Source organism: Shewanella sp. Isolate11 (genome assembly GCF_022398315.1).
GTDB lineage: Bacteria > Pseudomonadota > Gammaproteobacteria > Enterobacterales > Shewanellaceae > Shewanella.
Window position 1 is genome coordinate 763757 of record NZ_JAKEVF010000001.1, and the last position, 26110, is coordinate 789866.

General features: G+C 43.0%; 20 protein-coding genes and 2 tRNA genes. 14 read left to right on the forward strand and 8 right to left on the reverse strand.

Going from position 1 to position 26110, the window contains the following annotated elements; genetic code table 11:
* The first annotated feature begins 16 nt into the window (after nt 1-16).
* The 4 genes from L1D21_RS03335 to L1D21_RS03350 are packed head-to-tail and all read left to right on the forward strand — an operon-like array spanning nt 17 to nt 4695.
* Complete coding sequence (locus L1D21_RS03335) at nt 17-460, forward strand: pilus assembly PilX N-terminal domain-containing protein (protein ID WP_239843804.1); 444 nt, start codon at nt 17-19, stop codon at nt 458-460.
* 4 nt (nt 461-464) lie between these two features.
* Nucleotides 465-3992, forward strand: a complete 3528-nt coding sequence (locus tag L1D21_RS03340; RefSeq protein WP_239843805.1) for a PilC/PilY family type IV pilus protein — start codon at nt 465-467, stop codon at nt 3990-3992.
* 8 nt (nt 3993-4000) lie between these two features.
* A complete protein-coding gene (locus tag L1D21_RS03345) occupies nt 4001-4399 on the forward strand; it encodes a type IV pilin protein (protein WP_239843806.1) in 399 nt (132 codons plus the stop codon).
* A complete protein-coding gene (locus L1D21_RS03350) occupies nt 4396-4695 on the forward strand; it encodes a TapY2 family type IVa secretion system protein (RefSeq protein ID WP_239843807.1) in 300 nt (99 codons plus the stop codon). Before L1D21_RS03345 ends, L1D21_RS03350 begins: the two co-directional genes overlap by 4 nt.
* Nucleotides 4696-4795: 100 nt before the next feature.
* Here L1D21_RS03350 and L1D21_RS03355 read toward each other — a convergent pair whose 3' ends face one another.
* Nucleotides 4796-5287, reverse strand: a complete 492-nt coding sequence (locus L1D21_RS03355; protein WP_239843808.1) for a GspH/FimT family pseudopilin — start codon at nt 5285-5287, stop codon at nt 4796-4798.
* 135 nt (nt 5288-5422) lie between these two features.
* Nucleotides 5423-5950: a GspH/FimT family pseudopilin gene (locus L1D21_RS03360; protein ID WP_239843809.1), complete on the reverse strand. Its 528-nt coding sequence runs from the start codon at nt 5948-5950 to the stop codon at nt 5423-5425.
* 219 nt (nt 5951-6169) lie between these two features.
* On the opposite strand from L1D21_RS03360, the gene L1D21_RS03365 reads away from it, so the two are divergent.
* Entirely contained in the window at nt 6170-6508 is a 339-nt protein-coding gene (locus tag L1D21_RS03365) for a P-II family nitrogen regulator (protein ID WP_239843810.1), read from the forward strand.
* Nucleotides 6509-6588: 80 nt separating this feature from the next.
* Here L1D21_RS03365 and L1D21_RS03370 read toward each other — a convergent pair whose 3' ends face one another.
* Nucleotides 6589-7614 (reverse strand): LacI family DNA-binding transcriptional regulator, encoded by a 1026-nt coding sequence (locus tag L1D21_RS03370; protein WP_239843811.1) that lies wholly within the window; start codon nt 7612-7614, stop codon nt 6589-6591.
* A gap of 425 nt (nt 7615-8039) precedes the next feature.
* Here L1D21_RS03370 and L1D21_RS03375 point away from each other — a divergent pair, with 425 nt between their 5' ends.
* The 3 genes from L1D21_RS03375 (at nt 8040) to L1D21_RS03385 (ending at nt 13068) form a co-directional block, all read left to right on the forward strand.
* Nucleotides 8040-10667: a TonB-dependent receptor gene (locus L1D21_RS03375; RefSeq protein WP_239843812.1), complete on the forward strand. Its 2628-nt coding sequence runs from the start codon at nt 8040-8042 to the stop codon at nt 10665-10667.
* 139 nt (nt 10668-10806) lie between these two features.
* Entirely contained in the window at nt 10807-11502 is a 696-nt protein-coding gene (locus tag L1D21_RS03380; protein WP_239843813.1) for a SapC family protein, read from the forward strand.
* Between the two features lie 24 nt (nt 11503-11526).
* Nucleotides 11527-13068 (forward strand): tryptophan halogenase family protein, encoded by a 1542-nt coding sequence (locus L1D21_RS03385; RefSeq protein ID WP_239843814.1) that lies wholly within the window; start codon nt 11527-11529, stop codon nt 13066-13068.
* A gap of 110 nt (nt 13069-13178) precedes the next feature.
* On the opposite strand, the gene L1D21_RS03390 is transcribed toward L1D21_RS03385, so the two are convergent.
* Nucleotides 13179-14705 carry a tryptophan halogenase family protein gene (locus L1D21_RS03390; RefSeq protein WP_239843815.1) on the reverse strand — a complete coding sequence of 509 codons (1527 nt, stop codon included), beginning with the start codon at nt 14703-14705 and terminating at the stop codon, nt 13179-13181.
* A gap of 14 nt (nt 14706-14719) precedes the next feature.
* The gene (locus tag L1D21_RS03395; RefSeq protein ID WP_239843816.1) at nt 14720-15538 is read right to left on the reverse strand and encodes a sulfite exporter TauE/SafE family protein; all 819 of its coding nucleotides are present in this window, start codon (nt 15536-15538) and stop codon (nt 14720-14722) included.
* A 914-nt stretch (nt 15539-16452) separates the two neighbouring features.
* Between L1D21_RS03395 and L1D21_RS03400 the strand changes: the two genes are divergently transcribed.
* The 5 genes from L1D21_RS03400 (at nt 16453) to L1D21_RS03420 (ending at nt 24203) form a co-directional block, all read left to right on the forward strand.
* Nucleotides 16453-19113 (forward strand): family 20 glycosylhydrolase, encoded by a 2661-nt coding sequence (locus L1D21_RS03400; protein ID WP_239843817.1) that lies wholly within the window; start codon nt 16453-16455, stop codon nt 19111-19113.
* Nucleotides 19114-19324: 211 nt separating this feature from the next.
* Nucleotides 19325-20224, forward strand: a complete 900-nt coding sequence (locus tag L1D21_RS03405) for a BadF/BadG/BcrA/BcrD ATPase family protein (protein WP_239843818.1) — start codon at nt 19325-19327, stop codon at nt 20222-20224.
* A gap of 50 nt (nt 20225-20274) precedes the next feature.
* A complete protein-coding gene (nagA, locus tag L1D21_RS03410) occupies nt 20275-21408 on the forward strand; it encodes an N-acetylglucosamine-6-phosphate deacetylase (RefSeq protein WP_239843819.1) in 1134 nt (377 codons plus the stop codon).
* A gap of 74 nt (nt 21409-21482) precedes the next feature.
* Nucleotides 21483-22655, forward strand: a complete 1173-nt coding sequence (locus tag L1D21_RS03415) for a DUF5009 domain-containing protein (RefSeq protein ID WP_239843820.1) — start codon at nt 21483-21485, stop codon at nt 22653-22655.
* A gap of 249 nt (nt 22656-22904) precedes the next feature.
* On the forward strand, nt 22905-24203 hold the full coding sequence (locus L1D21_RS03420) for a sugar MFS transporter (protein ID WP_239843821.1): 1299 nt from the start codon (nt 22905-22907) through the stop codon (nt 24201-24203).
* 177 nt (nt 24204-24380) lie between these two features.
* Here the strand turns inward: L1D21_RS03420 and L1D21_RS03425 are convergent.
* Nucleotides 24381-24456 (reverse strand) — tRNA-Thr (locus L1D21_RS03425).
* 5 nt (nt 24457-24461) lie between these two features.
* Nucleotides 24462-24537 (reverse strand) — tRNA-Phe (locus L1D21_RS03430).
* Between the two features lie 451 nt (nt 24538-24988).
* Between L1D21_RS03430 and L1D21_RS03435 the strand changes: the two genes are divergently transcribed.
* Nucleotides 24989-25564, forward strand: coding sequence for a YceI family protein (locus L1D21_RS03435; RefSeq protein WP_239843822.1), 576 nt, complete (start codon nt 24989-24991; stop codon nt 25562-25564).
* Nucleotides 25565-25830: 266 nt separating this feature from the next.
* On the opposite strand, the gene L1D21_RS03440 is transcribed toward L1D21_RS03435, so the two are convergent.
* Complete coding sequence (locus L1D21_RS03440) at nt 25831-26109, reverse strand: oxidative damage protection protein (protein ID WP_239843823.1); 279 nt, start codon at nt 26107-26109, stop codon at nt 25831-25833.
* Nucleotide 26110 lies beyond the last annotated feature (1 nt).

The window sequence follows — 26110 nt, forward strand, 5'->3', positions numbered from 1 at the left end:
GCTTATGAAAAGAGTTATGAAAAGTTTAAAAAGACAACAAGGCGTAGTGCTATTTTTCTCGTTAATCATCTTAGTAATGATGACGGTGATAGGTATCGCCTTGGCGGTTAATTCTACTCAATCACTGCGAATGGCTGGAGCAGGTGCCGAAAGAGTTGATGCCAAAGCGGTTGCCGATGGCGGATTAGCTCAAGTTATTGCCAATAACTCTGGAGCTCCGTTTGCTAATCTCGCTGCAAGTTCGATAGCTAGTGAGTTTGGGAGTGAGCAAGTTATTACGCCGCTGCCGCTAACGGGGGTTAAAGATGTAGGGTGTCAGCGTACTGCCAACGCAACTGGTGCTAACTTAGTGAGTTGTCGAAGAGTTGAAGTAACAAGTACAGTAGGGTTTGGACGAGAGAATCTTGGTTCATTGACGGTCGCTGCAGGTGTTGAGCAGCAAGTGCTTACGGGAAATTAATATTATGTTAAGTAAGATTTTATGTAGCGCAATGGCGGCCTTGACAGTTATTTCTGCAATGGCATTTGCTGACGATACTGAGCTTTATTTGATTAATACCTCTACCGTTAGTGGAAAACGGCCTCAGATATTGTTCATTTTCGATAATTCAGGAAGTATGTCTACTGAAGATGAAAATGTGACAAGTTCATATTGTTCCCCTGAAAGTAATACCGCTGGTGAGTGTACTTATCCCGATGGTTTTGAAGAGTACGCAGCAGGTTATTCGGGTTATATTAACGATAAGGGGACTTATTGGAATGCAGGAGGAATAGATAATACTACCCTAGCACCAATACCTGACGACCCAACCGAATCGCGTCGTTTTTATGATGATAATAATAATTGCAGTGCAGCCGCAGCACTATTATTAACCAAAGGTCGTTACACAGGGTTTCTTCGCGAATTTAAATCTTCTGGTAACACTGGTACTTGGTCACCTTTGGCTGAGAATGAAGGTTTTAACCAGAACCAAGTCGTTGACTGTTACCAAGATATAATTGATAACAACGCGGATAATCCTGGAAGAAAAAAACAGGGCAACACCTATACAGATTATCCTGATGGTTTTCCTGTCAATACAACGGATATGTATGATGCTGCCATCGACACCGATATGAAAAATCTATTTGCTTCGGGCTCACCAGTGACACTTTATACTGCTCATTATCTTGTTTGGTACGAGTGGGTTACACAAACAGAAGAGGGGCAAAATAGTGGTTCATCAGGAACTAGATTAGATGCTGCAAAAGCTGCTTTAGCTAATGCATTAGAAGGTTTATCTGATTCGTCCACTGCAATCGATGCGGGTTTAGCAGTGTTCAATTTAAATTATCCGGAAGAAAATTTTGCGGATGGTGGACGTATAGTGTTTGATTTACAAGAAATGAATGAGACGAATCAATCTTCATTGATTTCTTTAATTAATGGTATGCCTGCGCAAACTAATACTCCATTGTGTGAAACCTTATATGAAGCGTACCAATATTTTAGTGGTGGAGCTCTTACTTTTGGTGACGATGATGCCAATCCAAATGGTAAAGATAAGATTGATGATTATGTTATAAACAGCCCCGCCAGTATATTGAATACAGGAAACTACACGACCCCATTTAAAAAATGTGCCGACACTGCATATATTGTTTATATAACCGATGGTGCGCCAACATTAGACCATTCTGCTGATACATTTATACAAAGCTTGACAGGTTCGGCAAAAAATTCGGGTGATTATACGAACTTTACTTATTCTAACGAAGTTGGTGATGATGAAACTAGCTATCTTCCCGCTCTCGCTTCATATATGGCAAATAATGATTTAGTTGAAGGTGTGACAGATGTTAATGGTGTTGACCATAAACAAAATGTTCGCTTGTTCACTATTGGCTTTTCTGATGGGGCAGATGCAGCTGCAGCATTACTTGAGGAGGCTGCATTTAGAGCTGGCTCTCCTCGTGTCAATGGTGTTTCTAAAGGTTATTTTAGAGCCTATAACGATGTCGAGTTAGCAGCAGCGATTAATGAGGTATTAAAGTCAATCTTCTCTATTGACTCCTCTTTTACCTCGCCAAGTATCGCGAGTAACAACTTCGATAAAACTCAAACGTATAATTCTGCCTATTTCTCTATGTTCCTTCCCGGTCAAGGCCCGAGATGGAGTGGAAATCTCAAAAAATTGAAAGTTAACTCGGCTGGTGAGATTGTCGGGCCTGGTGGAACGGCTACAGCGATTGATTCAAATGGTAACATTTCAGCCTCAACCTGCACTTATTGGAATACTTGCTCTGCCAGTAGTATAGATGGTAATAAAGTTAATTCTGGTGGGGTGTTACCACACATAAGAAGCAGTTTAACTAATCGAAATATTCTCACGCTTAATAGTGGGAGTTTAATTGATATAGATAGTTCTAGCTTTGCATCTAGCAATGCAGAAGATCTTCAATGGTTATATGGTGTTGATATTGACGATGATGATAGTGATGGTAGCACCACGGAAGCAAGAGAAGATGTAATGGGCGATCCGCTTCATTCCAAACCGCTTGCGATTAATTTTGGTGATAAGCCTAATGAAAATGGAACAGAAAGCCTTGATGTGCGAATCTTGGTTGGAACAAACCAAGGTCTAGTTCATATGTTTAAAGATTCAGATACCGGTAGTGATGATTTTACTGTCGGTTCAGTATCTGAAACTTGGGCCTTTATTCCCGATGAGCTATTGGGAAATGTATCAATATTAAGACAAAATAATCCGACTGGCAGCCATGATGTATATGGTATGGACTTATCACCAATTGTCTACACGGAAACTGATTCTGATGGCAAAGTCGATAAAGCATGGTTGTATATGGGCATGAGAAGAGGTGGTTCCTCATATTATGCTTTGGATATAACTGATCCAGATAGCCCTGCTTTCAAATGGAAGATTGATTCTGATACAACAGGATTTGAAGATTTAGGTCAAACTTGGTCTGAACCTATAGTGACGTTTATTCCGGGAATTGATACTCCTGTGCTTATATTTGGTGGTGGTATGGCTTCAAGTGATGGCTCCGGTGAAGTTGTTTATATTGCAGATGCTGATACTGGAGCATTTATTCAGAAATTCACATCAACAGGTATGGGGAGCGTACCCAACAAAATTGCGACTCTAGATAGCAATAATGATGGTATAACTGATAGGCTTTATGCGACTGATAATATTGGTAATGTGTGGCGAATAGATATTCCTTCAGTGACTAAAACGACTTGGTCCATTTTCAAGTTTGCCGCGATTAGTGCTAGCGCCGCACCGAATAATAGAATGTTTTTTGCTGAACCAACAGTAGCGCAAACTCAATTTAATAATATTGATGATAACGGCACAACAATAAGTTACCAAGTTGTGCCTTATGATGCGGTAACAGTTGGTAGTGGTAACAGAACTAATCCTCTAGGTACTACGACTGATGATATGTTTTATGTTTTCCAAGATCGAAATGTGGTTACTAAAACATTTACGAGCGCAGATGCTCCCGCGCCTTTAACTGTGGCCGATTTATATAATGTGACTTCGGCAGCACCAAGTAGTCAAAGCGATAATATTGCTTTTGGTGGTAAAAGAGGCTGGTATTACAATTTTCAATCTACAGGTGAAAAGAGTTTATCAGCTTCGTTAATCTTTGATGGTAAGGTGTATTTCACTTCGTTTGTTCCGCCGATTAATCAAGATATAGATCTCGATGCTGGAGTTTGTGGATTCTCTGGTGAAGGACGTTTATACGTGTTCGATCTGCATAAGGGGACTAGAACATATAGCGAGCCTTATTTTGAAATAGGCGAACGAGTGCCGGATACTCCTCAAATTGTTATTCCTAAACCAGAAGATGGTGAGGAAGCTGAAGCCTATATTATCGGGGTAGGTAAAGGTGAATGTGAAAATGGTGAGTGTAAAGGGACTGTCGCTCTAGGTAGCGGTTTATCAACTAATAGAATTTATTACCACATAAACGAGTAAAAGTATTAATGAAAAAGCTTAAGTTAAAAGGATTTACCTTAATTGAGGTGATGATAGTGGTGGCGATAATCGGTATTTTAGCGGCGATCGCTTATCCCTCTTATATCGATTACATCACTAAAAGTGCGCGTTCTGAAGGTGTTGCAGCGGTTATGCGAATTGCTAACTTACAGGAGCAATATTATATGGATAATCGGGCTTATGCGACGGATATGACAGATTTAGGGCTGGGAGCTAGTCCTTTTGTCACTGAGCACGGTCATTATAGCGTTGCTTCTGCAGGGACATCATCTTTCACCATTACCGCAACGGCGCAGGGAGCACAGGCAAGTAGAGATTCGACTTGCGGTACGATTACCATGACATCGGCGGGAGCAAAAGGTCCTGCGACGGAGTGTTGGAAATGATCAGATTTATCATGAGTGTAACTTGTGTGTTGGCTATGGCAATGAGTCAGCCAGTCTTGGCAGCCAAGCAAGATTATAAATGCTTTATCAACAGTTCTGCCAAAGGCCATCAGGTGGTGTTCTATCGTTGGGACAGTAAAGACCTCCAGCAAAAGGCGGCAAGTCTTGTGGGCAAACAGAGAACCGATAATAAAGGTAAAAAGTACTTTATCAAGAGCGTTGAAGAGTGCGTGCCCTTAAGTGAAGAGTTCAGCAGCAAACAAGCAAAAGCACAAGATAAACGCACATTAAGATAGTTATCGTTGCAACTGTATTAGCTGAGCTGATTTTAATAAAAAGCCCCGTATGAATTACATATGGGGCTTTTTATGTTTTAAGCTGGCTACGAGCTATGTATCAGCTGCAGCCTTGGTTATCAGTGTCGTAAGTGATTAAGCCGCTTGAGCTGACAGTAACGCTTTTAGAACCGCTGGAGTTACCTCTAGGGCAATAGATAAAGCTACCATTTGAAGGTGATAACCCTTCGGAAGAAAAGGTTAGTGTAGCCGTAGGGCCTTTGACTGCATCATTACTATTAAAGCCATCGATAGCTCTGAGCTCGTGATCTGCGCCGTCTGCGTCAGTTATAAATACTCTGATACCATTTCCCCAATTTGTACCGCATGAGGTAGCGGAGGCATAGGCGCATACATTAACAGTGGCGCCATAGCTGATGGCTTGGTTTCGGGCGAAGGCGAGAATATTGTTAATTTTTTCGATGTTGTTATTAACTCGAACACTTTCATAAATAGAGGTTAATGAGGGGACTCCAATGGCCAGCAGAATTGCTGCAACGGCAATGGTGACCATCAATTCGACTAGGGTAAATCCTATAACTATGCGGCGCATATAACTCATCCTCGCTTATCTCTTTTTAAAGTATATGCGAGTTGTGAGTGAATTTCAGTATATATAACTCATTCTTTTTAATGCCAATAGTTTGACATTAAAAAGTAATTTATCGGCTCGATATAATAGTTAAATCTAAGGGCTGCAGCTGATATTGTTATCAGTCGAAAATCGAACTCGCCCAGCTTGATTGACGATGACAGCTTTTGAACTGGAACTCGTGGGGGAGCCAGGGCAATATTTGAGTGTGCCGTTACTGCCAGAGGCTAATCCATCCGGGTAAAAATGTACCGCTCTTCGGTTATAGCTGATGGTATCTTGTTGATGAAATTCGCCAGTTTGATAAATGACTTTATCACTGCCATCCAAGATATTCGTCGTCCCCGAATCGGTGAATATCACCAGTCCCGATTGCCAATCTGAATTACATTGATTATCAGCTACAGGGCAAACAGTGACTCTTACGCCATAGCTAATGGCTGCGTTTCGGGCAAATTGTAAACTTTGCTGTATTTTGCGAATATTAGCGCCTGCACGCTGTGCATCATACAGTGATGATAGTGACGGGGCGGCGATGCCAATTAAGATAGTGGCGACGGTAATAGTCACCATAAGTTCGACTAATGTTAAGCCATTATGAGTAAAACGAGTATTAGTGTTCATTGCTCATCCCTTGAGAGTTAACCCGCCCGCATCCTGCAAGCTTGTAGACGAGTATAGTTAGCCCAGCGTCTGGCCACATGGATAATTTTATATTGTTCTGTTCTATGAAAATTGCTTCTTTAGCTATCTCGATATAATCAACTTCTGTGTCGCTTTACTGCGTGGTAAGCTATTGTTTCATTGTGTTTAGCCGTTGAGTGATGTTAAAGGGAGCGTTTAATGAAGAAAGTCGAGGCCATAATTAAGCCATTTAAGTTAGATGATGTGCGAGAGTCTCTGGCAGAACTTGGTATCACAGGCATGACAGTGTTAGAGGTTAAAGGCTTTGGTCGTCAAAAAGGCCATACTGAACTGTATCGTGGCGCCGAATATATGGTTGATTTTCTGCCAAAAGTGAAGATTGAACTTGTCATCCAAGATGAGCAACTTGAGCAAGCGTTAGAGGTGATAGTGGATACAGCCAGAACGGGCAAAATCGGTGATGGTAAGATCTTTGTGACCGAGGTTGAGCGTGTGATCCGTATCCGCACTGGTGAAGAAAACGAAGAAGCCGTTTAATCAGTCAATACAGCGTCGATGTTTAAAAAAACCATTGAATCTGTTCAATGGTTTTTTTGTGGCTAAGACTTGTTTTAATGTTAATGATTTAACGGGCTAGCGCTGGAATCTCTGATAACAGGTTCTGGAATAAATACCTGATTTTTTAGCTTATCTTCCGATTTGTTGAGGTTTGCGATTAACAGCTCCGTTGCTGTTTGCGCAATTTTGCCGTTAGGCTGATGTACAGTGGTCAGTTTAGGCCAAGTTTGTCTTGAGAAGGGGCTATCCTCGAAGCCCACGATAGACAATTCTGCAGGAATCGAAACGCCTTCCAGTCGTGCTGCAAACAGTGCACCTGCCGCGATTTCATCGTTACAGGCTACGATAGCTGACGGTTTGTTGTTGATCTTCAAGAGTGCTTTCGCGCCTTCTACACCTGATTCAAACGAGTATTCACCATTGATGATTTGCTCATCGTCTACCGGTAAATTATTGTCTTTCATCGCCTGTTTAAAGCCCGCTAAGCGCTCTTTGGTCGATTCATGCTGCTGATCACCGCTGAGAAATGCAATCTTCTTATGGCCTAAGTCGATAAGGTGTTGAGTAATAGAGATAGCGCCATGCTTATCGTTTACCAATACCGACAATCCGCCTGATTGTTCTGGGGCTTGTTCACCGGCGATGATTCTTACGTAGTTGGCATTTATGGCATCGAGGGCATCGAGCACTTTGGGATCTTCAGATAATGGTGGTGTAAGTACTAACCCCGACAATCTAGCGTGACGAACTAAGTCAGTGAGTTCTTGGCAAATATTGTCGGATGTTGCATCACAGGGATGGATCAAAAGCTCATAACCACGTTGCTTACATGAAGACAAAATACCATTTTGCATATCAATGACATAATAAGCGTTTGGGTTGTCATAGACGAAGGCGATAACGTAAGACTTAGTCCCGGCTAAATTTCTGGCTGCGACATTGGGTTGATAATTTAATGCGGCAATTGCTTGATTGACTTTATCTATGGTGGCCTGACGAACAGAAGGCTCTTTGTTTGTCACTCTAGATACGGTTTTTATCGAGACACCGGCATATTTTGCGACATCATTAATGGTTACTTTCATCTAGTGGACACTCGTTGTGGCAGTCGCAAGTTTAAACGCTACTGCATTTTGTTTTCTTCAAACATCGCACTGTATAACTAAACAGCAGATCTCAGATACTCAGGCAATAATATTGCTAACTTTTAACACATTAAGCAATCATCAAATGAATTTTTGTTGATGTTAATAGATTTTTAAACTTTTCTTACATTACTAATTCATTAATTAAAAAGTAATTATATTCATTGGGTTATGTTTTGTTTGTTGTGCCTGTAATGTGTATATTACAGCCGTTATTTTATATAAATTTCGTGTTTTAGTTATTTTGTTGTGGCACAGCTGTTAATAGTTGTGTAATCTTTGTACTGAACATGACAGCGTTGTCATTCTTCGTAGAATGGTTATGGATATTAAAAAAGATAATAAAGTTATGGAAGGGAAACGAGATGCGACCATCTATTTTTAAGAAAAGTGTATTAGCTACAAATATTGCGTTACTCATGAGTGGTGTGGTGTCTGTATCAGCTATGGCTGCAGACGATGATGCTGCTACTACTGATAATATCGAAAAAATTGAAGTGCGCGGTATTCGTGCATCTCAACAGGCCAACCTAAACTCTAAGCGTTTTTCTAACGGAACCGTTGATGCGATTTCTGCAGAAGATATCGGTAAATTCCCAGATAAAAACGTTGCTGAATCACTTCAGCGTGTACCTGGTGTTACCGTTCAACGTCAATTTGGTGAAGGTGCAGGAGTGTCAATTCGTGGTGCAGGCCAAGATTTGACTCTTACTACATTGAATGGCCAAAACGTGGCGTCAACCGGTTGGTTCGTACTAGAACCAGCAAAACGTTCTTTCAACTATGAATTACTACCATCTGAATTGGTTGGTGATTTAGAAGTTTACAAATCTTCACAAGCTGACCTAGCTGAAGGTGGTATTGGTGGTACGGTTGTTGTAAATACCCGTAAGCCACTCGATATGGACCCTTGGACAGTTTATGCGTCTGTCGAAGGTCAGTATCAAACTGACTCAGGTGAAACTGATCCACTTTTCTCTGGCTTAACTAGCTGGAAAAACGAAGATGAAACTTTCGGTGTGTTGGTTTCTGGTGTACTACAAAATCGAAGCCTACAACGTCAAGGTGACGAAGCGTTCTGGGAATGGGGTGCAGGTCCTGTTGCTTTTGAACAAGATCGTGAGCGTACAGCTTTAGCTGCAACACTGCAGTGGGCACCTACTGACTCATTGAGCTTTGTGTTTAACGCAATGGACATGCAAATGGCCGCTGATAACACAAACTACGCGTTATGGTTTACTCAAAATGATACTTCATGGTCTGGTGCTCCAGGTTCTGGCGCATGGGATAATACAGAGTGGTTAGGTGGTTGTGGTCTTTGTGGCGGCGACGCACCAGGTGCTGATTCTGGTACTCAGGTAGCTGGTCCACTTAATCTAGCTTACTATCAAGCTCGTCCTCGTGAAGCAACAATGAAATCACAAGTATTCGACCTAAAAATGGAATACAAAGGTGATGGTTATGAATTCAGTGTTCAAGTCGGTGATACGACTTCTAGCGGTGGTACTGATTTCGAAATGGTTGTAGAAGATGGTCCTGGTGGTTATGCACTTAATGGTGCAACTTATGATTTTACCAACGGTCATCAAACTTGGGATCTAAACGGTTTTGATACCGCCACTTATGATCCAGGTTCACTTATGATGGGTACTGGTAGTAACTTCAATAAAACACCTAAAACTGATGACGAAAGCTATATCCAAGCTGACATCAAGTTTGACGTTGATTTTGGTGTAGTTAATGCAATTAAAACTGGTGTTAAGTTCGCTAAGCACAACACGACCAGCCGTCGTTATGAGTTTATTCAAGATCCAAGCTTTAACCCACTTATCTCAACTGCGGGTCTAAATACTGGTTTATTCAGTGTGGGTACTAGCGAATACGATATTATTCGTTTCGATCCCGATGCACTAAAAGATATCGCTAAAGCCAGCATCATTGGCGAAACTGAAGATCTCGGTTCATATCGTGAAATCGAAGAAGATAACTATGCTGCATACGTAATGGCTAACTTTGCAACTGACGGTATGCGCGGTAACTTCGGTGTGCGTTATGCTGGCACTAACGCAAGTTCTATTTATTACCTCAACGGTGCTAAAACTAACACTGATGCGGATTACGGTGAATGGTTACCTAGCTTAAACGTTGTATTTGATCTATCTGAAGATGTATTGCTACGTGCTTCTGCAGCACGAGTAATGGCACGCCCTCAATACGATGATATGTATACTAACCCAGATGTATTGGGTGCTAATGATGGTGTACCAAATAACCAATACTGGGTTGTGGGTAACGTAGGTCTTAAGCCATTTATTGCTAACCAAATCGATTTAGGTGTGGAATGGTACTTCAATCCTGATTCATTGATTTCGGCCGCAGTATTTATGAAGGATGTTAAGAATTTCGTAAACTTTACCGAATATCATGCTGACAATGCTGATATCCCATTCCCAGGGGTATTACAACCTGATGAAGTGGCTGCCGGTTGGACGGTTCAAACTAAGGCCAACGGTAAAGCGGCAACGATTCAAGGCTTGGAACTTCAGTATCAACAAGATTATGGTAATGGTTTAGGTTCGATTGTTAACTATACCTATACCGATACCAGCACTGATGACGATACATTTAGCGATGGCAATCCATTCCTAAGCGACAGTTCACGTCACTCTTACAACGTAACCGGTTATTTCGAAAACGACATCTTCCAAGTTCGTTTAGCCTATAACTGGCGTAGTGAGTACATGATCCGTGAAACCGGTTCATACGGTAACCGCCTACATGACGCATACGGTAGCTTAGACCTAAGTGCTGTATGGCATGTTACTGATTACCTAGATGTTAAGTTAGATGGTAACAACCTACTTGAAGAAGGTTCGCGCCAATTTGGTAACAACCAAATGCAAACTAACTTAAGTGGTTTCACCGATGGTTTCCCTGTGTTTGAGTACAACATGGCCCGTCGTATCACTTTAGGTGCAAGTGTACGTTTTTAATTTAAGCTAAAAACGTGTATAAAGAAAAAAGGGAGCTTGCTCCCTTTTTTAATACAAAAAACCAATAAATTGGCAGTATCTTTTTTGGGTATTGCACTGCAATTAGATAAATCATAAGAAGCCCTAAAAGGAGCCTGTAATGAATGACGTTGTAATTCTTGATCCCGCTAAACACGGTCAATTTAAGCTAAAGCCTGCTAATTTCAGTCACGTTGCAGAACAACATATTTTACCTATTTCATTACATGAGTTTGCCGCTGCGGCGACAGACTCTCCCATCGTCTTTGTTAAGAACAGTGAAACTGGTGAGTTTCAACCGGTAATGATCCTTGGGCTTGAGCCAGGACAAAATTTAAAGCAGAAAGAGGGCAAATGGCTAGGTAGCTATTTACCTAATATTTTAAAAGATTATCCGCTGACGATTGTGATTAATCCTGCCGAACAAGAAAAGGTGTGGATTGGGGTTCGTGAAGACAGCCCACAAGTGAGCAATGATGAAGGTGAAGCGCTATTTAATGGCATGGAAGAAACAGAGTTTCTTACCCAGCGTAAAAACAGTCTCATCCAACACTTTGAAGAAGATCAGGCGACTAAAGCCATAATGCGTTATTTTGCCGATAACGAGCTATTAGTGTCGCAATCGTTAACCGTTAGAGTTGACGGTGAAGTTCGTACCATTAACGGTATCTATTTAATCGATGAAGCTAAGCTCAACCAGATGGATGACGAAGCTTATTTAGGTCTGCGTAAGCGTGGTTTAATTGGCCCTATCTATAGCCATTTAACTTCACTACATCAGATAAATCGTCTTGCTGCATTGCAGACAGGTGCTTAAGTTAGCTTGCAATAGGTAAGTCGTATGAAAGCCGCAAATAAAGCCGTAACGAATATCATCGTGGTCGGCGGAGGTACTGCCGGTTGGATCACGGCTTGCCATCTTGCAAAAAAATGGGTGACAAGCGAAGGTCAATATCAAGTGACCTTAGTCGAGTCACCCAATATTCCCACCATAGGTGTTGGTGAAGGCACTGTTCCTATGATGCGCGAGACACTGAAATACTTTGGTATCCGCGAAGATGAGTTTATTCGCCATTGCGATGTCACCTTTAAGCAAAGCGTTAAATTTATCGATTGGAACACGCCTAACTCCGGTGACTATTATCATCACCTGTTCGATTATCCCGCTTTTAAAGGCATCAGCGACTCTTGGCTCAAACAAGCCTGTGAAACTCGGAGGCCTTTTAGTGATCTCGTTTCGGTGCAAGGCCAACTTGCTGATGCAGGATTTGGGCCTCGCAGCATGGCAAATCCTCAGTTTATTGGGCAGATGAATTATGCCTACCATCTGGATGCGGCGAAGTTTACCCAAATGCTTACTCGCTTTGGTATCGACAAGCTTGGTGTTAAGCATCAACTGGCAGAGGTTGTTGATGTCATTACCGATGATGAAGGTAAGATACTCAATTTAATTACCGATCAAGCCGAGATTTGTGGCGATCTTTATGTTGATTGTACCGGCTTCTCGGCAAGGCTAATTGGTCAAGCTTGCCAAGTGCCGTTTGTCGATAAAAGTAACGTGCTATTTGTCGATACAGCCTTGGTGGCACAAGTCCCTTATGCCCAAACTAATACACCAATTCCTTGTTTTACCCAGTCGACTGCGAAAGAGGCTGGCTGGATTTGGGATATCGGCCTAACTCAGCGCCGTGGCGTCGGTTATGTTTATTCCAGTCGTTATAGCAGTGATGAACAAGCCGAAACCGTATTGCGTGAGTATTTGGGCTCCTCGGCTGAGGGGATTAGATTCAGAAAAGTTCCGATGAAGGTGGGTTATCGTGCTCAATCTTGGCATCGTAATTGTGTTGCTATTGGGCTGTCATCTGGCTTTGTTGAGCCCTTAGAGGCGACGGGTTTGCTTATTTTCGATGTAACAGCCCGTATGCTGGCCGAGTCATTACCTGCCAATGAGGCGATAATGGACACAGTGGCCAAGCGTTATAACCAGCGTGTACAACATGCCTGGAATAAGGTGATTGATTTCATCAAGCTGCATTATGTCGTCGCAAAGCGTGATGATAGTGAATTCTGGCGAGATAATCGTAAGCCAGAAACCATTCCTGAGTCGTTGCAGCAAAGTTTAGCGTTATGGCAGTACCATCAGCCTTCTGCTTATGATTTCGCTTCGACGCTCGAAGTTTTTAACTTAGAAAATTATCTGTATGTACTCTATGGCTCTGACTTTGAAACTGAATCGTGTACGAGCTTATCGGCCGATGACGAGCTGTTATTGCAGCAACGTCAATCTTTGATAGATAAACAGATTGCCATGCTAAAACCGCAACTCTTGCCCCACAGGCAGTTGTTACAGCGAATTGCACAATATGGAATTCAACTCAATTAATACTTGATGACTTAGCGATAATACCAATCAATATAAGTAATGCTGAGATAAAAAACGCCGGAATTGATTATTCAATTCCGGCGTTTTTGATCGATGAGTCACTTTTAGATTCAGCAGTTTTGTCCATGATGCAACTTATCTAAAAAACTCTGATGCGCTAAACACTGGCTGGTGGCTTGGGTTTTCTGCATATTGAGCTGTTTTAGCATCGCATCGATAGTCTGTTCGGTAACAGGCAGATTAATAGATGGTACGTGCTGCATGCCATATAAGACATAACGGTAGTTCTCATCGGAGAAAATCGAGCTAAAGCCGGTGGCGACATCGACGTGCTCACACACTTTGACTTTCCATAACGCCAGTTTTTCGGCCAAGCCTTGAGTGTATTTCACTGAAGCTTGTGCCTGTTGCCAAAACTCGGTGTCATCGCGGTTAGAAAGGCAATAATGCAATACGATAAACTGGCGTAAATCGTCATATAAGCCATTCATAGTGCGGTTATATGAATCTCTGATAGGCTGGGATGGATTGGCTGAGGTCAGATGGGTTGCCAGTAAACGAACACCTAAGTTGATCAGATGCAGACCCGTAGATTCAAGCGGTTCGATAAAGCCTCCAGCAAGCCCCATGGCGATACAATTGCCAACCCAAAACTCTTTGCGACAGCCAATTTTCATATCCAGATGAGTGGCTTTAAGGATTTTTTGCTCGTCGCCTAAATAACGTCTTAATTCTGCCTCGGCTTGTTCGCGAGTAAGACGATTACCGTCGTAGACGTAACCAGTACCTTGGCGGTTTGTTAGGTCGATTTCCCACACCCAGCCATTAGTTAATGCTGTTGAAGTCGTATAAGAGCGTGGCGTGGTGTTTTCACTATACTCACGCTGTATTGCCACGGCTCGATTACAAGGTAATTCAGCCTCGAAGGATTGCCAGTTATCTGCTTTAAGTTTGTCGATTAGCAGGCCTTTAAAGCCAGTACAATCGATAAAAATATCGCTACTAAAGTGGCCATTATCGGTAATGACTTGGGTGATCTGTTGGTTTTCAACATCAGCATCGGTGACGTTGGCAACAATATGCTCAACACCGGCCGCGATGGCTTTTTTACGTAGGAAGCGCGCCATCAACACTGCATCAAGATGATAACCGTAAGGAACGGCACCTTGATATTGAGCACTGTTGAGTTGTTTTGGACTTAAATTATCGCGCATTAAATTAAATGACAGACATGTTTGCTGTGCAAAATCACTAGGAATGCGTTGATTTTGCATGATCCAAGCGCTGGCGTTATCTACTGGACCGCACGGTTTTTGCTGCTCAAAAGGGTGGAAATAACTGTGAGTTTCTCCATTGACTGGCTTCATCCAGTTGTTGAATAAAATCCCTGTTTTGAGCGTCGCATTGGTTTCTCGCAGCAGTTCGGCTTCATCTATACCCATGGCGGCAAAGAAGAAGCGGATGCTGTGTACTGTGGCTTCACCGACGCCGATAATGCCAATATCTTTACTCTCAATAAGGCGAATATGAACCTGTTGCCCTTGTTGATTATATAAGCGTGAAAGGTAGAGTGCGGTCATCCAACCAGTACTACCACCACCGACTAACGTGATTGTTTTTAGTTTTGAATTAGTCATTTTTAACGTCCTTTTTATTCAGCCAACATGGCTGCGCCGGTAAGAATTATCCAGCTTGAAAAAAACAGTTTTAGCTTTAATACCGGCAGATATAACGCCAGTTTGCGTGCCAGCAGTCCACCGATAACAGCGCCTGGGCCTGCAAATAACACTAAATAGAAATCGGCCGCACTGTTTGGCCCTAGATGAACAGGGCTCGCTGACCAGACACTGATGGCAGAAACCACGACACCAGTGGCGATTGCCATTTTTGCACATACACCTCGTAACATCAGGTAAATAACCACTAACTCACCAACACCTACCGATAACCAAGTGGTGATAATACCGCCAAAAAATCCGATGCTTGCAAGCATCAAATAGTCGATGTGAATGATGTTGAAGTTATGTGTTTTTTTGTTTTGTTGACTGCTGTATATGAGGGTGATACCAAGCAGGATAGAAAAAAGACTAAAGCCGAAATGTAAAGATGCGGGGGAGGGCAAATTAGCGCCGTAGCTTGTCCAAATGCCGGCGATGGAAAACAGGCTAATTATGCTAACGAAAGGCAGAAAATAGTGCCATTGACCTTGAGTCTTTTGGTGACGCAGATAATACCAACTCCAAGATATCGCCCCAGCTGTCATACCGAAGCATTGGATGGCAAATGATGTGGATAAACTTTGTGCATCATTAAAGCCCAAATGGGTAAATACGGGGATAAAAATGACCCCGCCGCCAGCACCGGTTGCATTGGCAAAAATAGCCCCAGTGATCCCCAAAAATAGGTAGTGACCGAATTGGCTTATTAACTGCCATATTGCCGGAATTTGGCTAGCTGCCCACAAGCTCAATAAGAGTATCACCAGCAGGCTAATTGGTGCTGAAAACCGCTTGGAAAGCGATGTTGGCCTGATTGTATGTTCTGTTTCTATAGCCACATTAGTACACCTTTTGGCAATCTTGATTGGAATGCTATCAACTATTGTTACGGGTGTCACTGAAATGTTAATTGATATTTTTATTTATATAAATAATTGAAAAATAACAAATATATAAAATAAATTGATTTTTTTAGAGAAAATGTCAAAAAAATGTAGAAATTATGTTCATCCTTGTGTAGATTAATTAATGACAGCGTTGTCATTTGCTTGTGTGGCACGTTTGTTTTGTAAGGTATGCAGAGTTTAGGAAGAGGTCTCTTAAACTAGGCAATTGGCAATTACTGCACGATATTTTATTGAGCGTAATTGTGTTTGTACTCCTATTAGTCTCTCCCCAGATACTAGAGATAGCTAGGTGCTTTATTAATGTTAAAATCAATATTGCACCTAGCATTTTTTTATTTGCGTTTGAGTGAATGGCTAATACCTTACTTTGATGTGCGGCAACAATAACAACTCGATACGCTTACTTGAGAAGGCGTCATTAAGAGGGCTGCAGTTTGAGCGCAATCAGGCTCATAAATCTCTTCGCTGACTTCCCACCTTGAGTCCTTTCGTTAATGAGAAGCACTGCACAATTAAATCGACTCCAATATAAAAGTGGTAACGCAGCTCGCCGATGAACTAACCGAATTAAAGAGTTGGTGCGCTACCTAAAATAAGCTTATTTTGTTCGCTGATGGACGAAATAGAATGACGCATGGATAGTGTCCTTATCTAGATTCAGCCTTCAATTTATTGAGCTGCTGACAAGGGGGAAGATAGGGACTTTGCAATTACCTGCCGCAGAGTGGGTCATTGAATAAGACATTAAGAGGATGGTAATGAATAATAAACTTGTCGCAGTTGCTGTAATGCTAGGATTGGGCAGTATGGCTTGCACTAAAACAACCACAGAACCGCAATCAAACGCAGAAACCGAGCAACAAGTCAGTGCCAGTTTGACACAGAGTCAACTGCAGCAATTTGCCGACAACTTAAAGGTGACTTATACCACTGTCACTAATTACCCTGAAGCGTGTGGTAATAGCGGAACCAACGACCGTTGTTTTAAGGCGCAAATTGCATTAACTCCTGAAGTCGATTTTGAACAGCATAATTGGGCTATCTATTACAGTCAGATGCGTCCTTTAAAGCAGGTGTTATCATCTGAGTTTGCCATTACTCATATTAAGGGGGATCTCCATAAAATCACCCCAACCGAGCAATTTAGCGGTTTCAAGCAAGGTCAGACGCAGAATATCGATTTTATTGGCCAGCTTTGGCAGTTAGCTGAAACCGATGCTATGCCCAATTACTATATTGTTGTCGAAGGCCTACAACCTGTGGTGATTAAAAGCACCATGTTAGGTAAAGATCCTGAGACTGGTATGGAAACCCGTCCTTATGCGACAGCGTTTACCGATGCGGCAACCCAATATAAACGCAGTGATACCGATTTGCTGAAATGGGCGACGGCAGAAAAGGTTTTCCTCGATAATCAAGATGTCAAAGATGATGCTAATCTAGCGGTCAACAGCATTATTCCTACGCCCAAAAAACAAGTGTTGAGTGCTCATAAAGCGGGGGTATCGCTCGCGAATGGTTACCAATTGTCTTTAGGTACAGTGAAGCGTGCGAGCGTTGTCGCAGCACTTGAGCGACTACAGCGTTTGGGTATCCAACAGAGCGAAAAAGGTACCAGAATCGAGTTTGAGCCTTTGAGTAAAGCCCTGGCGGCCGGCGGGTATCAGCTTGATATCTCTGCCGATAACATCACCATTAAAGCGGCAGATGATGCCGGCTTTTCGTATGGTCTTGCGTCATTGGCTAGCCTTATAGATGTAGACAATCTTGTCGTTGATGCCATGCAGATTGAAGATGAGCCGCGTTATGAATTTAGAGGCATGCATGTCGATGTCGCGCGTAATTTCCACAGTAAGCAGTTCATACTCGACCTACTGGATCAGATGGCAGCTTATAAACTCAACGCCTTACATCTGCACATGGGGGATGATGAAGGCTGGCGTTTGGAAATTGATGGTCTGCCAGAACTTACCGAGGTCGGCAGTAAGCGCTGTCATGATCTGCAAGAAGATCATTGTTTATTACCTCAGCTAGGAAGCGGCCCGAATGCCGATAGTGAGGTTAATGGTTATTACACTAAAGCCGATTATATCGAGATCTTAAAGTATGCTGGTGCACGTCAAATTGAAGTGATCCCATCGATGGATATGCCGGGACATTCGCGCGCTGCAATTAAATCCATGGAAGCGCGTTATCGTAAATTGATGGCCAAAGGTGATGAAGCGGCGGCAAACGAGTATCGCTTGGTGGACCCGCAAGATACAACCGAGTATTCATCGATTCAATATTACGACGACAACACCTTAAATGTTTGTATGGAATCGACCTATCACTTTGTCGATAAAGTGGTTAATGAAATTGAAAAGCTGCATCAGCAAGCTGGGCAGGCACTAAAAACCTATCATATTGGCGCCGATGAAACCGCCGGTGCATGGATTGAATCTCCTGTTTGTAAGGCGTTTTTAGCCAACAATGACAAAGGTGTGACCAACGAAAGTCAGTACGGCGCCTACTTTATTGAGCGTGTTGCCAATAGTCTGGCTGCCAAAGGAATAGAGGCTGCGGGCTGGAGTGATGGCATGAGCCATACGAATCCACAAAACATGCCGCAAGAAAGTCAAACTAATATCTGGGATATCGTTTCTCACGGCGGCTACAAACGCGCCCATGAGCAGGCCAACTTAGGTTGGGATACCGTGTTGAGTAACCCCGAGGTGTTATATTTCGATTTTCCTTACGCCGCCGATCCTAAAGAACATGGTTATTATTGGGGCCATCGTAATTCTTCTGAGCGTCATATCTACAGCATGATGCCAGATAATCTCCCTGCGAATGCTGAGCAATGGACCACTATCGAAGGACGTCCGTTTGAAGCTGACGACACCTTGAAGCTAGATGAAGAAGGCAATCGTATTAGCGGGCCACTCAATGAAGGTATTAAGTTCAGTGGTATTCAGGGACAGCTGTGGAGCGAGACTATCCGCAGCGACGATGTGGTTGAATACATGGTTTTTCCGCGTTTATTAGTATTGGCTGAACGTGCTTGGCATCAAGCGGATTGGGAAGTTCCCTATCAATATAAAGGTGCTGTTTATAATCAACAAAGTGGTTACTTCACTGATGAGATGCGTGCTAAACAGGCAGTTCAGTGGCAGACATTTGCCAATACACTAGGCCATAAAGAGTTAGTCAAGTTAGATAAGGCTGGTATCGCTTATCGTGTGCCAACGGTAGGGGCGCATATTCATGAAGGCCTACTGTACACTAATGTGACTTATCCAGGTTTGCAGATCCAATATCGAGTCAATGGGGGTCAATGGCAAACCTATCTGGAGAAGGTCAAAGTAGAAGGAAAAGTCGAAGTTAGAGCTGTGGCAGCAGATGGAAAACGTAAAGGCCGCACACTAGTTGTTAACTAGCTTTTACCGATAACCGAGGTGTTAACAGCCTCGGTTAATCTCTATATCCTACTGTTTTTAATTAGTAAAAATTATTAATTAATTCGTTTTTAAAATATAAATGACAACGCTGTCATTTTTGTTGTAACATAGAGTTAACGTAGTCAGCAGGCAAAGCGTTGTGTCGAGTAGGGTACTGCTTTGGATAATAAAACTGTGAAAGAGGTCCGTAATGGGATTTAACCAGACAAAGGAAGCGCCCTTAATCATTGGTATTGATGGTGGTGGCAGTAAATGTCGAGCCACAATATACGCAAGTGATGACAGTGTGCTGGGAACTGGAGTGGCAGGTCGTGCGAATCCTTTATTTGGTCTATCGCAAACATTAGAGTCGATTCAACATTCCACCGAGTTAGCATTAGCCGATGCTGGCTTGAAAGTGAGTGACAGCAAAAAGCTGGTGGCGGGGCTGGGGCTTGCTGGTGTTAATGTGCCTCATCTCTACCAAGAACTCATTAAATGGCAACATCCATTTGCTGAAATGTTTGTGACCACAGATCTTCATACCGCATGTATCGGCGCCCATCACGGTGGCGATGGTGCGGTCATTATTACTGGCACGGGTTCTTGTGGCTATGCTCATGTGGGGGATAACTCATTATCCTTGGGCGGGCATGGTTTTCCTCTTGGCGATAAAGGCAGCGGTGCTTGGTTCGGTTTAAAAGCAGCCGAAGCGGCATTATTACACCTTGATGGATTTGGCCCCAAAACGGCACTGACAGAAATGGTACTTAATCATTTTCAGGTCAGTAACACATTAGGTATCGTTGAGCATTTAGCGGGTAAATCTTCCAGTTGTTATGCCACTTTAGCCCGTGAAGTTTTGTTGTGTGCCCGCGAGCAAGATACCGTTGCTAAAGAGATCGTGATGCAAGGCGCTGGCTATATCAGTGAATTGGCGCGTAAGTTATTTAGCATTAACCCACCACGTTTCTCTATGATTGGTGGCCTTGCGGAGCCATTAGCACCTTGGTTAGATAAAGAAGTTGTCGAGCGTATCTCGCCGGTTATTGCGCCACCAGAGCTCGGAGCTTGTTATTTTGCTCGTCAACGCTATACAGTAAGCGATTAATTTTTAGTTGCTCGAATTTAGATAGAAATATCCTTGTAGGATGTACAGTTATGAAACAGACCCTAATCGCAGATCAGGTTTTTGATGGTGAGGTTTTCCATCAGCAGCTGCCTGTCACTATCGATGATGGCAAAATCATCTCCTTTGATACTCATGCGGGGGTTGAGCCTATTAAGGTAGCAGGAACCTTAGTACCAGGTTTTATTGACGTTCAAGTTAACGGTGGCGGCGGTGCACTGCTCAATACCAATCCAAGTGTCAGTGGCATCGAAACGATAGCTCAGGCCCATGCCAAATTTGGCACGACTGGTTTTCTCCCCACCTTGATAACCGATAATATTGGGGTGATGCAACGCGCTGCCGATGCTGTTGCAGAGTCGATAGAACAAGGTAGTGCAGGAGTGTTAGGTGTGCATTTTGAAGGGCCGCATCTTTCTGTTCCTAAGAAAGGGGTCCACCCACAATCTTTTATTCGCCGTATTTCCGATGCCGAACTGGCAATATTTAGTCGCCAAGATCTCGGGACTAAAGTGGTGACCTTAGCTCCTGAAAACGTTGCCACTGATGTGATAAAAGCCTTGGTCGATCAAGGTGTACGAGTCTGTTTAGGCCATTCCAACGCTGATTATCAAACGGTTGTTAACGCATTAGAAGCGGGCGCGACCGGTTTTACCCATCTATTTAATGCTATGTCACCAATGGGCTCTCGTGAACCAGGAATGGTTGGTGCCGCGATAGAGAGTCGTGATGCTTGGTGTGGGCTGATTGTTGATGGTCACCATGTTCACGCCGCAGCTGCCAAAGTGGCCATTTATGCTAAGCCCAGAGGCAAGGTGATGCTAGTGACCGATGCGATGCCACCAGTCGGTTTAGATGATGAATCCAGCTTTGAGCTGTTTGGTACACAGGTGGTTCGTCAGGGCGATCGTCTTAATGCTGTCACCGGTGAATTAGCCGGTTGCGTGCTAGATATGGTCGGCGCGGTTAATAATAGCGTTAATATGTTGGGTATTGAATTTGAGGAAGCGCTAAGAATGGCGTCACTCTATCCAGCACAGTTTATGGGCCACGATAAACAACGTGGTGCATTAAAGCTGGGGCATAGTGCCGATATGGTATTGCTTGATAATGCGCGTAATGTGTCTCGTACCTATATTGGCGGCAAGCTGGTTTATCAAGCATAAGTACTAATGTTCATTTGCAGCGCAGTTAATTAGTCGCTGCCATTTCAAGATAATTATAAAAATAGGAATATGAGATGCAAGTGAGTCAGGATGCTAAGGCGGTTACTAGCCCAAGTGTCGAGGCCAAGGTGAAGCCTAAACAGCGACTGATGTCGCTTGATGCCTTACGTGGTTTCGATATGTTTTGGATTCTGGGTGGTGAAGCGCTGTTTGTTGGGCTGCTGCTTTGGACGGGGTGGCAAGGCTGGCAAGTCGCCGATGCTCAGGTGCATCACAGCGTCTGGCATGGTTTTACCTTTTACGATCTGATTTTTCCTCTGTTTATCTTTCTCTCTGGCGTGGCATTAGGGTTGTCGCCAAAACGATTAGATAAGTTACCGATGCAAACACGGTTACCTATCTATCGTCATGCAGTTAAGCGTCTGGCTTTGCTGTTATTTCTAGGCATTCTCTATAATCACGGCTGGGGAACTGGTGTGCCTGCGGCGCTAGGTGAAGTGCGTTATGCCAGCGTATTAGGGCGTATCGCTTTTGCTTGGTTCTTTGCGGCCATTCTGGTTTGGCATACCAGCTTACGTACTCAAATTATTGTCGCTATCGGCATTTTATTGGCTTACGCCATCATACAACTCTGGGTGCCAGTTCCCGGCGGTGTGGCGGGCGACCTTAGTCTAGCGGGTTCAATAAATGCTTATGTCGATAGCCTCTTATTGCCTGGCATCACCTATCAAGCTAGAGCCATGGATCCTGAGGGGATATTGTCGACCATTCCTGCGGTGGTGAATGCGCTTGCGGGGGTGTTTACTGGCCACTTTATTGTTAAGGCTCATCCGAAAGGGGAGTGGGCTAAGGTTGGTATTTTATTGCTGGTTGGTGTAGTGACTATCGGACTTGGCTGGCTGGCCAATGGCATTATTCCAGTAAATAAAGAGTTATGGACCAGTTCTTTCGTATTGGTTACCTCAGGCTGGAGCTTGGTGTTACTCGGGATATTTTATGCCTTGATCGATGTACTTAAATGGCAGCGTTTAGGTTTTGTTTTTGTAGTGATTGGCTGTAATGCCATTATCATCTATTTATCGACCAGTTTAGTGAAGTGGGAATATGTATCACAAAGCCTGTTTGGCGGGCTTATCAATGCATTACCCGAAACAATGCACCCATTGGCGGGCACTGTTGGTTTACTTACAGTGCAGTGGCTATTTTTGTACTGGATGTTTAAGCGTGGCATTTTCGTCAAAGTATAAAAAAGATTTATCACGGATAAATAACCTTTATAAGTGATTTAGCTGATGTTAGCCGCATTTTGGCAATGAAAGTCATAAATGACAGCGTTGTCTCGGTGGGGCTTATGTTTTAACATCAAATAAACAACAGGGCAGTTGGCAGTGTAATTGTGGTACTGCGTCGTGAGTAGCTGCTTAATAATTATCTAAGGCCGATATCAGTCACTTTGATATCAAATATTAATTACTATAAGAAACAGGCTTATGGAAATGACATTAAACAATGAAAGTAAGCGCAGTAGCATTATTCCTATGGCGATTGTCGCAGGACTTTTCTTTATTCTTGGTTTTGCGACATGGCTAAACGGCTCGCTAATGCCCTACCTTAAGCAGATCCTTCAGCTTACGCCGTTCCAAGCCTCGTTAATTCTATTCTCTTTTTATATTGCTGTGACGTTTACCGCGCTGCCTTCGGCATGGGTGATCCGTAAAGTGGGCTATAAAACCGGTATGGCGCTAGGCATGGGCACTATGATGCTGGCAGGGTTGCTGTTTATCCCTGCGGCAGAGACGCAAATTTTTGCACTGTTCCTGTTTGCGCAGTTAGTGATGGGTGCGGGGCAAACATTATTGCAAACGGCGGTTAACCCTTATGTTGTGCGTATTGGCCCTGAAGAGTCTGCGGCGGCGCGTGTCAGTGTGATGGGAATTCTGAATAAAGGTGCGGGCGTGATCGCTCCACTGGTTTTTACCGCGCTTATTTTAGATAGCTTTAGAGATCGTGTGGGGACTCAGTTAACTCAAATTCAGATCGATGAAATGGCTGACAGCCTAGTTGTCCCTTATTTAGGTATGGCAATCTTTATCGGTGTGCTTGCAGTATTAGTGAAGCTTTCTCCGTTACCTGAGCTTGAGAAGGAAGAAGATGAATCTCATGATGGTAAAGGCTTAACTCGTGAGGCGCTTTCTCATCCCAATCTTGCCTTAGGTGTGGTGGCGTTATTTTTCTATGTCGCAGTAGAGGTGATTGCTGGCGATACTATCGGTACCTTTGCATTGTCTCTGGGCGTCGAAAATTACGGTGTGATGACATCATATACCATGATCTGCATGGTGCTGGGTTATACCTTAGGTATTTTGACTATTCCGCGTTTTATCTCTCAGCCTAAGGCGTTGATGATTTCTGCCATCTTGGGCTTGATGCTGACTTTAGGGATCTTGTTTGGTGATAATGAGTCTTATGCGATTGCTAATGTATTGCTAGTACCTTTTGGTGGCGCCATGTTACCTGATACCTTGCTGATGATCGCTTTCCTCGGTTTAGCCAATGCCATTGTTTGGCCTGCAGTATGGCCATTAGCATTATCGGGTATGGGTAAGCTGACCAGTACAGGCTCTGCACTATTAGTGATGGGGATTGCTGGTGGCGCGTTTGGGCCGCTATTTTGGGGCTTAACCAGTTCAGCAACGTCTTTGGGTCAGCAAGGGGGTTATATGGTAATGTTGCCTTGTTACCTATTTATCCTCTTCTACGCTGTTAAAGGCTATAAGATGAAAAGTTGGAAATAAGCTTAGCTTTAAGCTGATATAAAACCGATGAACACGTCCTAGTGTTCATCGGTTTTTTTACATCTGGCTTTAGCTATTTATCTTCACTAAGTTTCTGTGAGTCAGCGTTGTAAGAAGGGATTCAGCATGAATTTCAGGCATAAAAAAACCACTCAATGAGTGGTTTTTTTATTTGTATGGTGCCGGCACCAAGAGTCGAACTCGGGACCTACTGATTACAAGTCAGTTGCTCTACCAACTGAGCTATGCCGGCGAATGTGGTGCCCGAACCCGGAATCGAACCAGGGACACGAGGATTTTCAATCCTCTGCTCTACCGACTGAGCTATTCGGGCAGCTAAACTAAGCACTTAGCTTGATGTTTAGTGACTACAAACAGAAGGGTTAATAACCCGTCTCGTTTGGAGTGCGCGTATAATATAGTGCTGAAATTTATCCTGCAAGTGCTTTTTTAGATAAATCTAACCGCATGGTTAGTTAATGTGCAAAACCTTGGGTTTTTTATGAGATCACGGTGACTTTTTGTTGAAAAAATGGCTTTAAGGGCAAATTTTTTGCTTGATAGCGATAAATCACAGTTAGCTCTATGAAGTCCTTTTTGTTTTATGGGGTTCGATGTTTCTAATATTTAGATGTTTATAAGCGAAATTACGCGATTTTTACCCGAATAAATCGAAGTTAATATCGTTAGTGTGATTGTTTTATTGTCTACACTCACTTTATACATATGAAGCCGTGATTAATTTAACTAGGTCGTTTCCACATTAAAAGGTAAAGGAGATATCAATGAAAAAGGTTTTTCTAAGTAGCTTATTGGCGTTCGGGCTGATGATGGCCGCTTCGGTCTCAGCAGCTGACTATGTTATCGATAAACAAGGCGCGCATGCATCGATTCAATTTAAGGTCAGTCACCTAGGTTATAGTTTCGTTGCCGGACGTTTTAATGATTTCTCTGGGAACTTTAGTTTCGATAAAGACCAGCTTGGTGCGGCTAAAATTGAAGTAACTATTAATACCGTAAGCGTTGACTCAAATCATGAAGCACGCGATGAACATCTGCGTAGTGGCGACTTCCTTAATGTTGAAAAATTTCCTCAAGCTAGCTTTAAATCGACTTCGGTCGAAGATAAAGGCGAGGGTAAGCTATTACTTAATGGTTTATTCACATTAAATGGTGTGACTAAACCTATCAGTATCGATGCTCAATATATTGGAGAGGGTAAAGATCCTTGGGGTGGCTATCGCGCCGGTTTTGTCGGCAGCTCTGAGTTTGCTTTAAAAGATTTCGGCATCGATTATGATTTAGGCCCTTCAGCGACCAAAGTGGCGTTAGATTTTATCGTCGAAGGTGTTAAACAGTAACAGCTTTATCTCGGCTCTTGTTATCAATGACAGCGTTTGAGCTGGTTATATAATAGTCGTAGCAATATTGAAACGGCCTTCTCTATGAGAAGGCCGTTTTTCTTAGGAGGATAGTTGAAGGGGGAAAGTACACTTTTTGCTGAGTTGGTAATTGTTTAGCATAAGGATGGCTAAAATTAAAAAGGGTCTAGTATTTCACTAGACCCTTTTTAAAAGTATTTTTGCCAAACTTATAAGCGCTCGAGTCGCTTTATGTAGACTTGAGGTTACTCATCATCTTTTTGAGGCACATAACCTTCAATTTCGACCTCTTTTCCTTCAAACAGGAAGTTGATCATCTGTTCTTCTAAAAACTTACGATCGTCGACATTCATCATGTTGAGCTTTTTCTCATTGATGAGCATGGTTTGTTTGGCTTGCCAAAGTGTCCAGGCTTCTTGGCTAATATTGTCAAAAATGCGCTTGCCTAACTCACCTGGGTAAAGTTGAAAGGCTAGACCATCTGCCTCTTTGTTAAGATGCTGGCAGTTTACTTTGCGACCCATG

What these genes read in the sequence shown, in the direction of transcription:
- L1D21_RS03335 (WP_239843804.1), top strand. Translation starts at nt 17, where the DNA reads ATGAAAAGTTTAAAAAGACAACAAGGCGTAGTGCTATTTTTCTCGTTA.
- L1D21_RS03340 (WP_239843805.1), top strand. Translation starts at nt 465, where the DNA reads ATGTTAAGTAAGATTTTATGTAGCGCAATGGCGGCCTTGACAGTTATT.
- L1D21_RS03345 (WP_239843806.1), top strand. Translation starts at nt 4,001, where the DNA reads ATGAAAAAGCTTAAGTTAAAAGGATTTACCTTAATTGAGGTGATGATA.
- L1D21_RS03350 (WP_239843807.1), top strand. Translation starts at nt 4,396, where the DNA reads ATGATCAGATTTATCATGAGTGTAACTTGTGTGTTGGCTATGGCAATG.
- L1D21_RS03355 (WP_239843808.1), bottom strand. Translation starts at nt 5,287, where the DNA reads ATGCGCCGCATAGTTATAGGATTTACCCTAGTCGAATTGATGGTCACC.
- L1D21_RS03360 (WP_239843809.1), bottom strand. Translation starts at nt 5,950, where the DNA reads ATGAACACTAATACTCGTTTTACTCATAATGGCTTAACATTAGTCGAA.
- L1D21_RS03365 (WP_239843810.1), top strand. Translation starts at nt 6,170, where the DNA reads ATGAAGAAAGTCGAGGCCATAATTAAGCCATTTAAGTTAGATGATGTG.
- L1D21_RS03370 (WP_239843811.1), bottom strand. Translation starts at nt 7,614, where the DNA reads ATGAAAGTAACCATTAATGATGTCGCAAAATATGCCGGTGTCTCGATA.
- L1D21_RS03375 (WP_239843812.1), top strand. Translation starts at nt 8,040, where the DNA reads ATGCGACCATCTATTTTTAAGAAAAGTGTATTAGCTACAAATATTGCG.
- L1D21_RS03380 (WP_239843813.1), top strand. Translation starts at nt 10,807, where the DNA reads ATGAATGACGTTGTAATTCTTGATCCCGCTAAACACGGTCAATTTAAG.
- L1D21_RS03385 (WP_239843814.1), top strand. Translation starts at nt 11,527, where the DNA reads ATGAAAGCCGCAAATAAAGCCGTAACGAATATCATCGTGGTCGGCGGA.
- L1D21_RS03390 (WP_239843815.1), bottom strand. Translation starts at nt 14,705, where the DNA reads ATGACTAATTCAAAACTAAAAACAATCACGTTAGTCGGTGGTGGTAGT.
- L1D21_RS03400 (WP_239843817.1), top strand. Translation starts at nt 16,453, where the DNA reads ATGAATAATAAACTTGTCGCAGTTGCTGTAATGCTAGGATTGGGCAGT.
- L1D21_RS03405 (WP_239843818.1), top strand. Translation starts at nt 19,325, where the DNA reads ATGGGATTTAACCAGACAAAGGAAGCGCCCTTAATCATTGGTATTGAT.
- nagA (WP_239843819.1), top strand. Translation starts at nt 20,275, where the DNA reads ATGAAACAGACCCTAATCGCAGATCAGGTTTTTGATGGTGAGGTTTTC.
- L1D21_RS03415 (WP_239843820.1), top strand. Translation starts at nt 21,483, where the DNA reads ATGCAAGTGAGTCAGGATGCTAAGGCGGTTACTAGCCCAAGTGTCGAG.
- L1D21_RS03420 (WP_239843821.1), top strand. Translation starts at nt 22,905, where the DNA reads ATGACATTAAACAATGAAAGTAAGCGCAGTAGCATTATTCCTATGGCG.
- L1D21_RS03435 (WP_239843822.1), top strand. Translation starts at nt 24,989, where the DNA reads ATGAAAAAGGTTTTTCTAAGTAGCTTATTGGCGTTCGGGCTGATGATG.
- L1D21_RS03440 (WP_239843823.1), bottom strand. Translation starts at nt 26,109, where the DNA reads ATGGGTCGCAAAGTAAACTGCCAGCATCTTAACAAAGAGGCAGATGGT.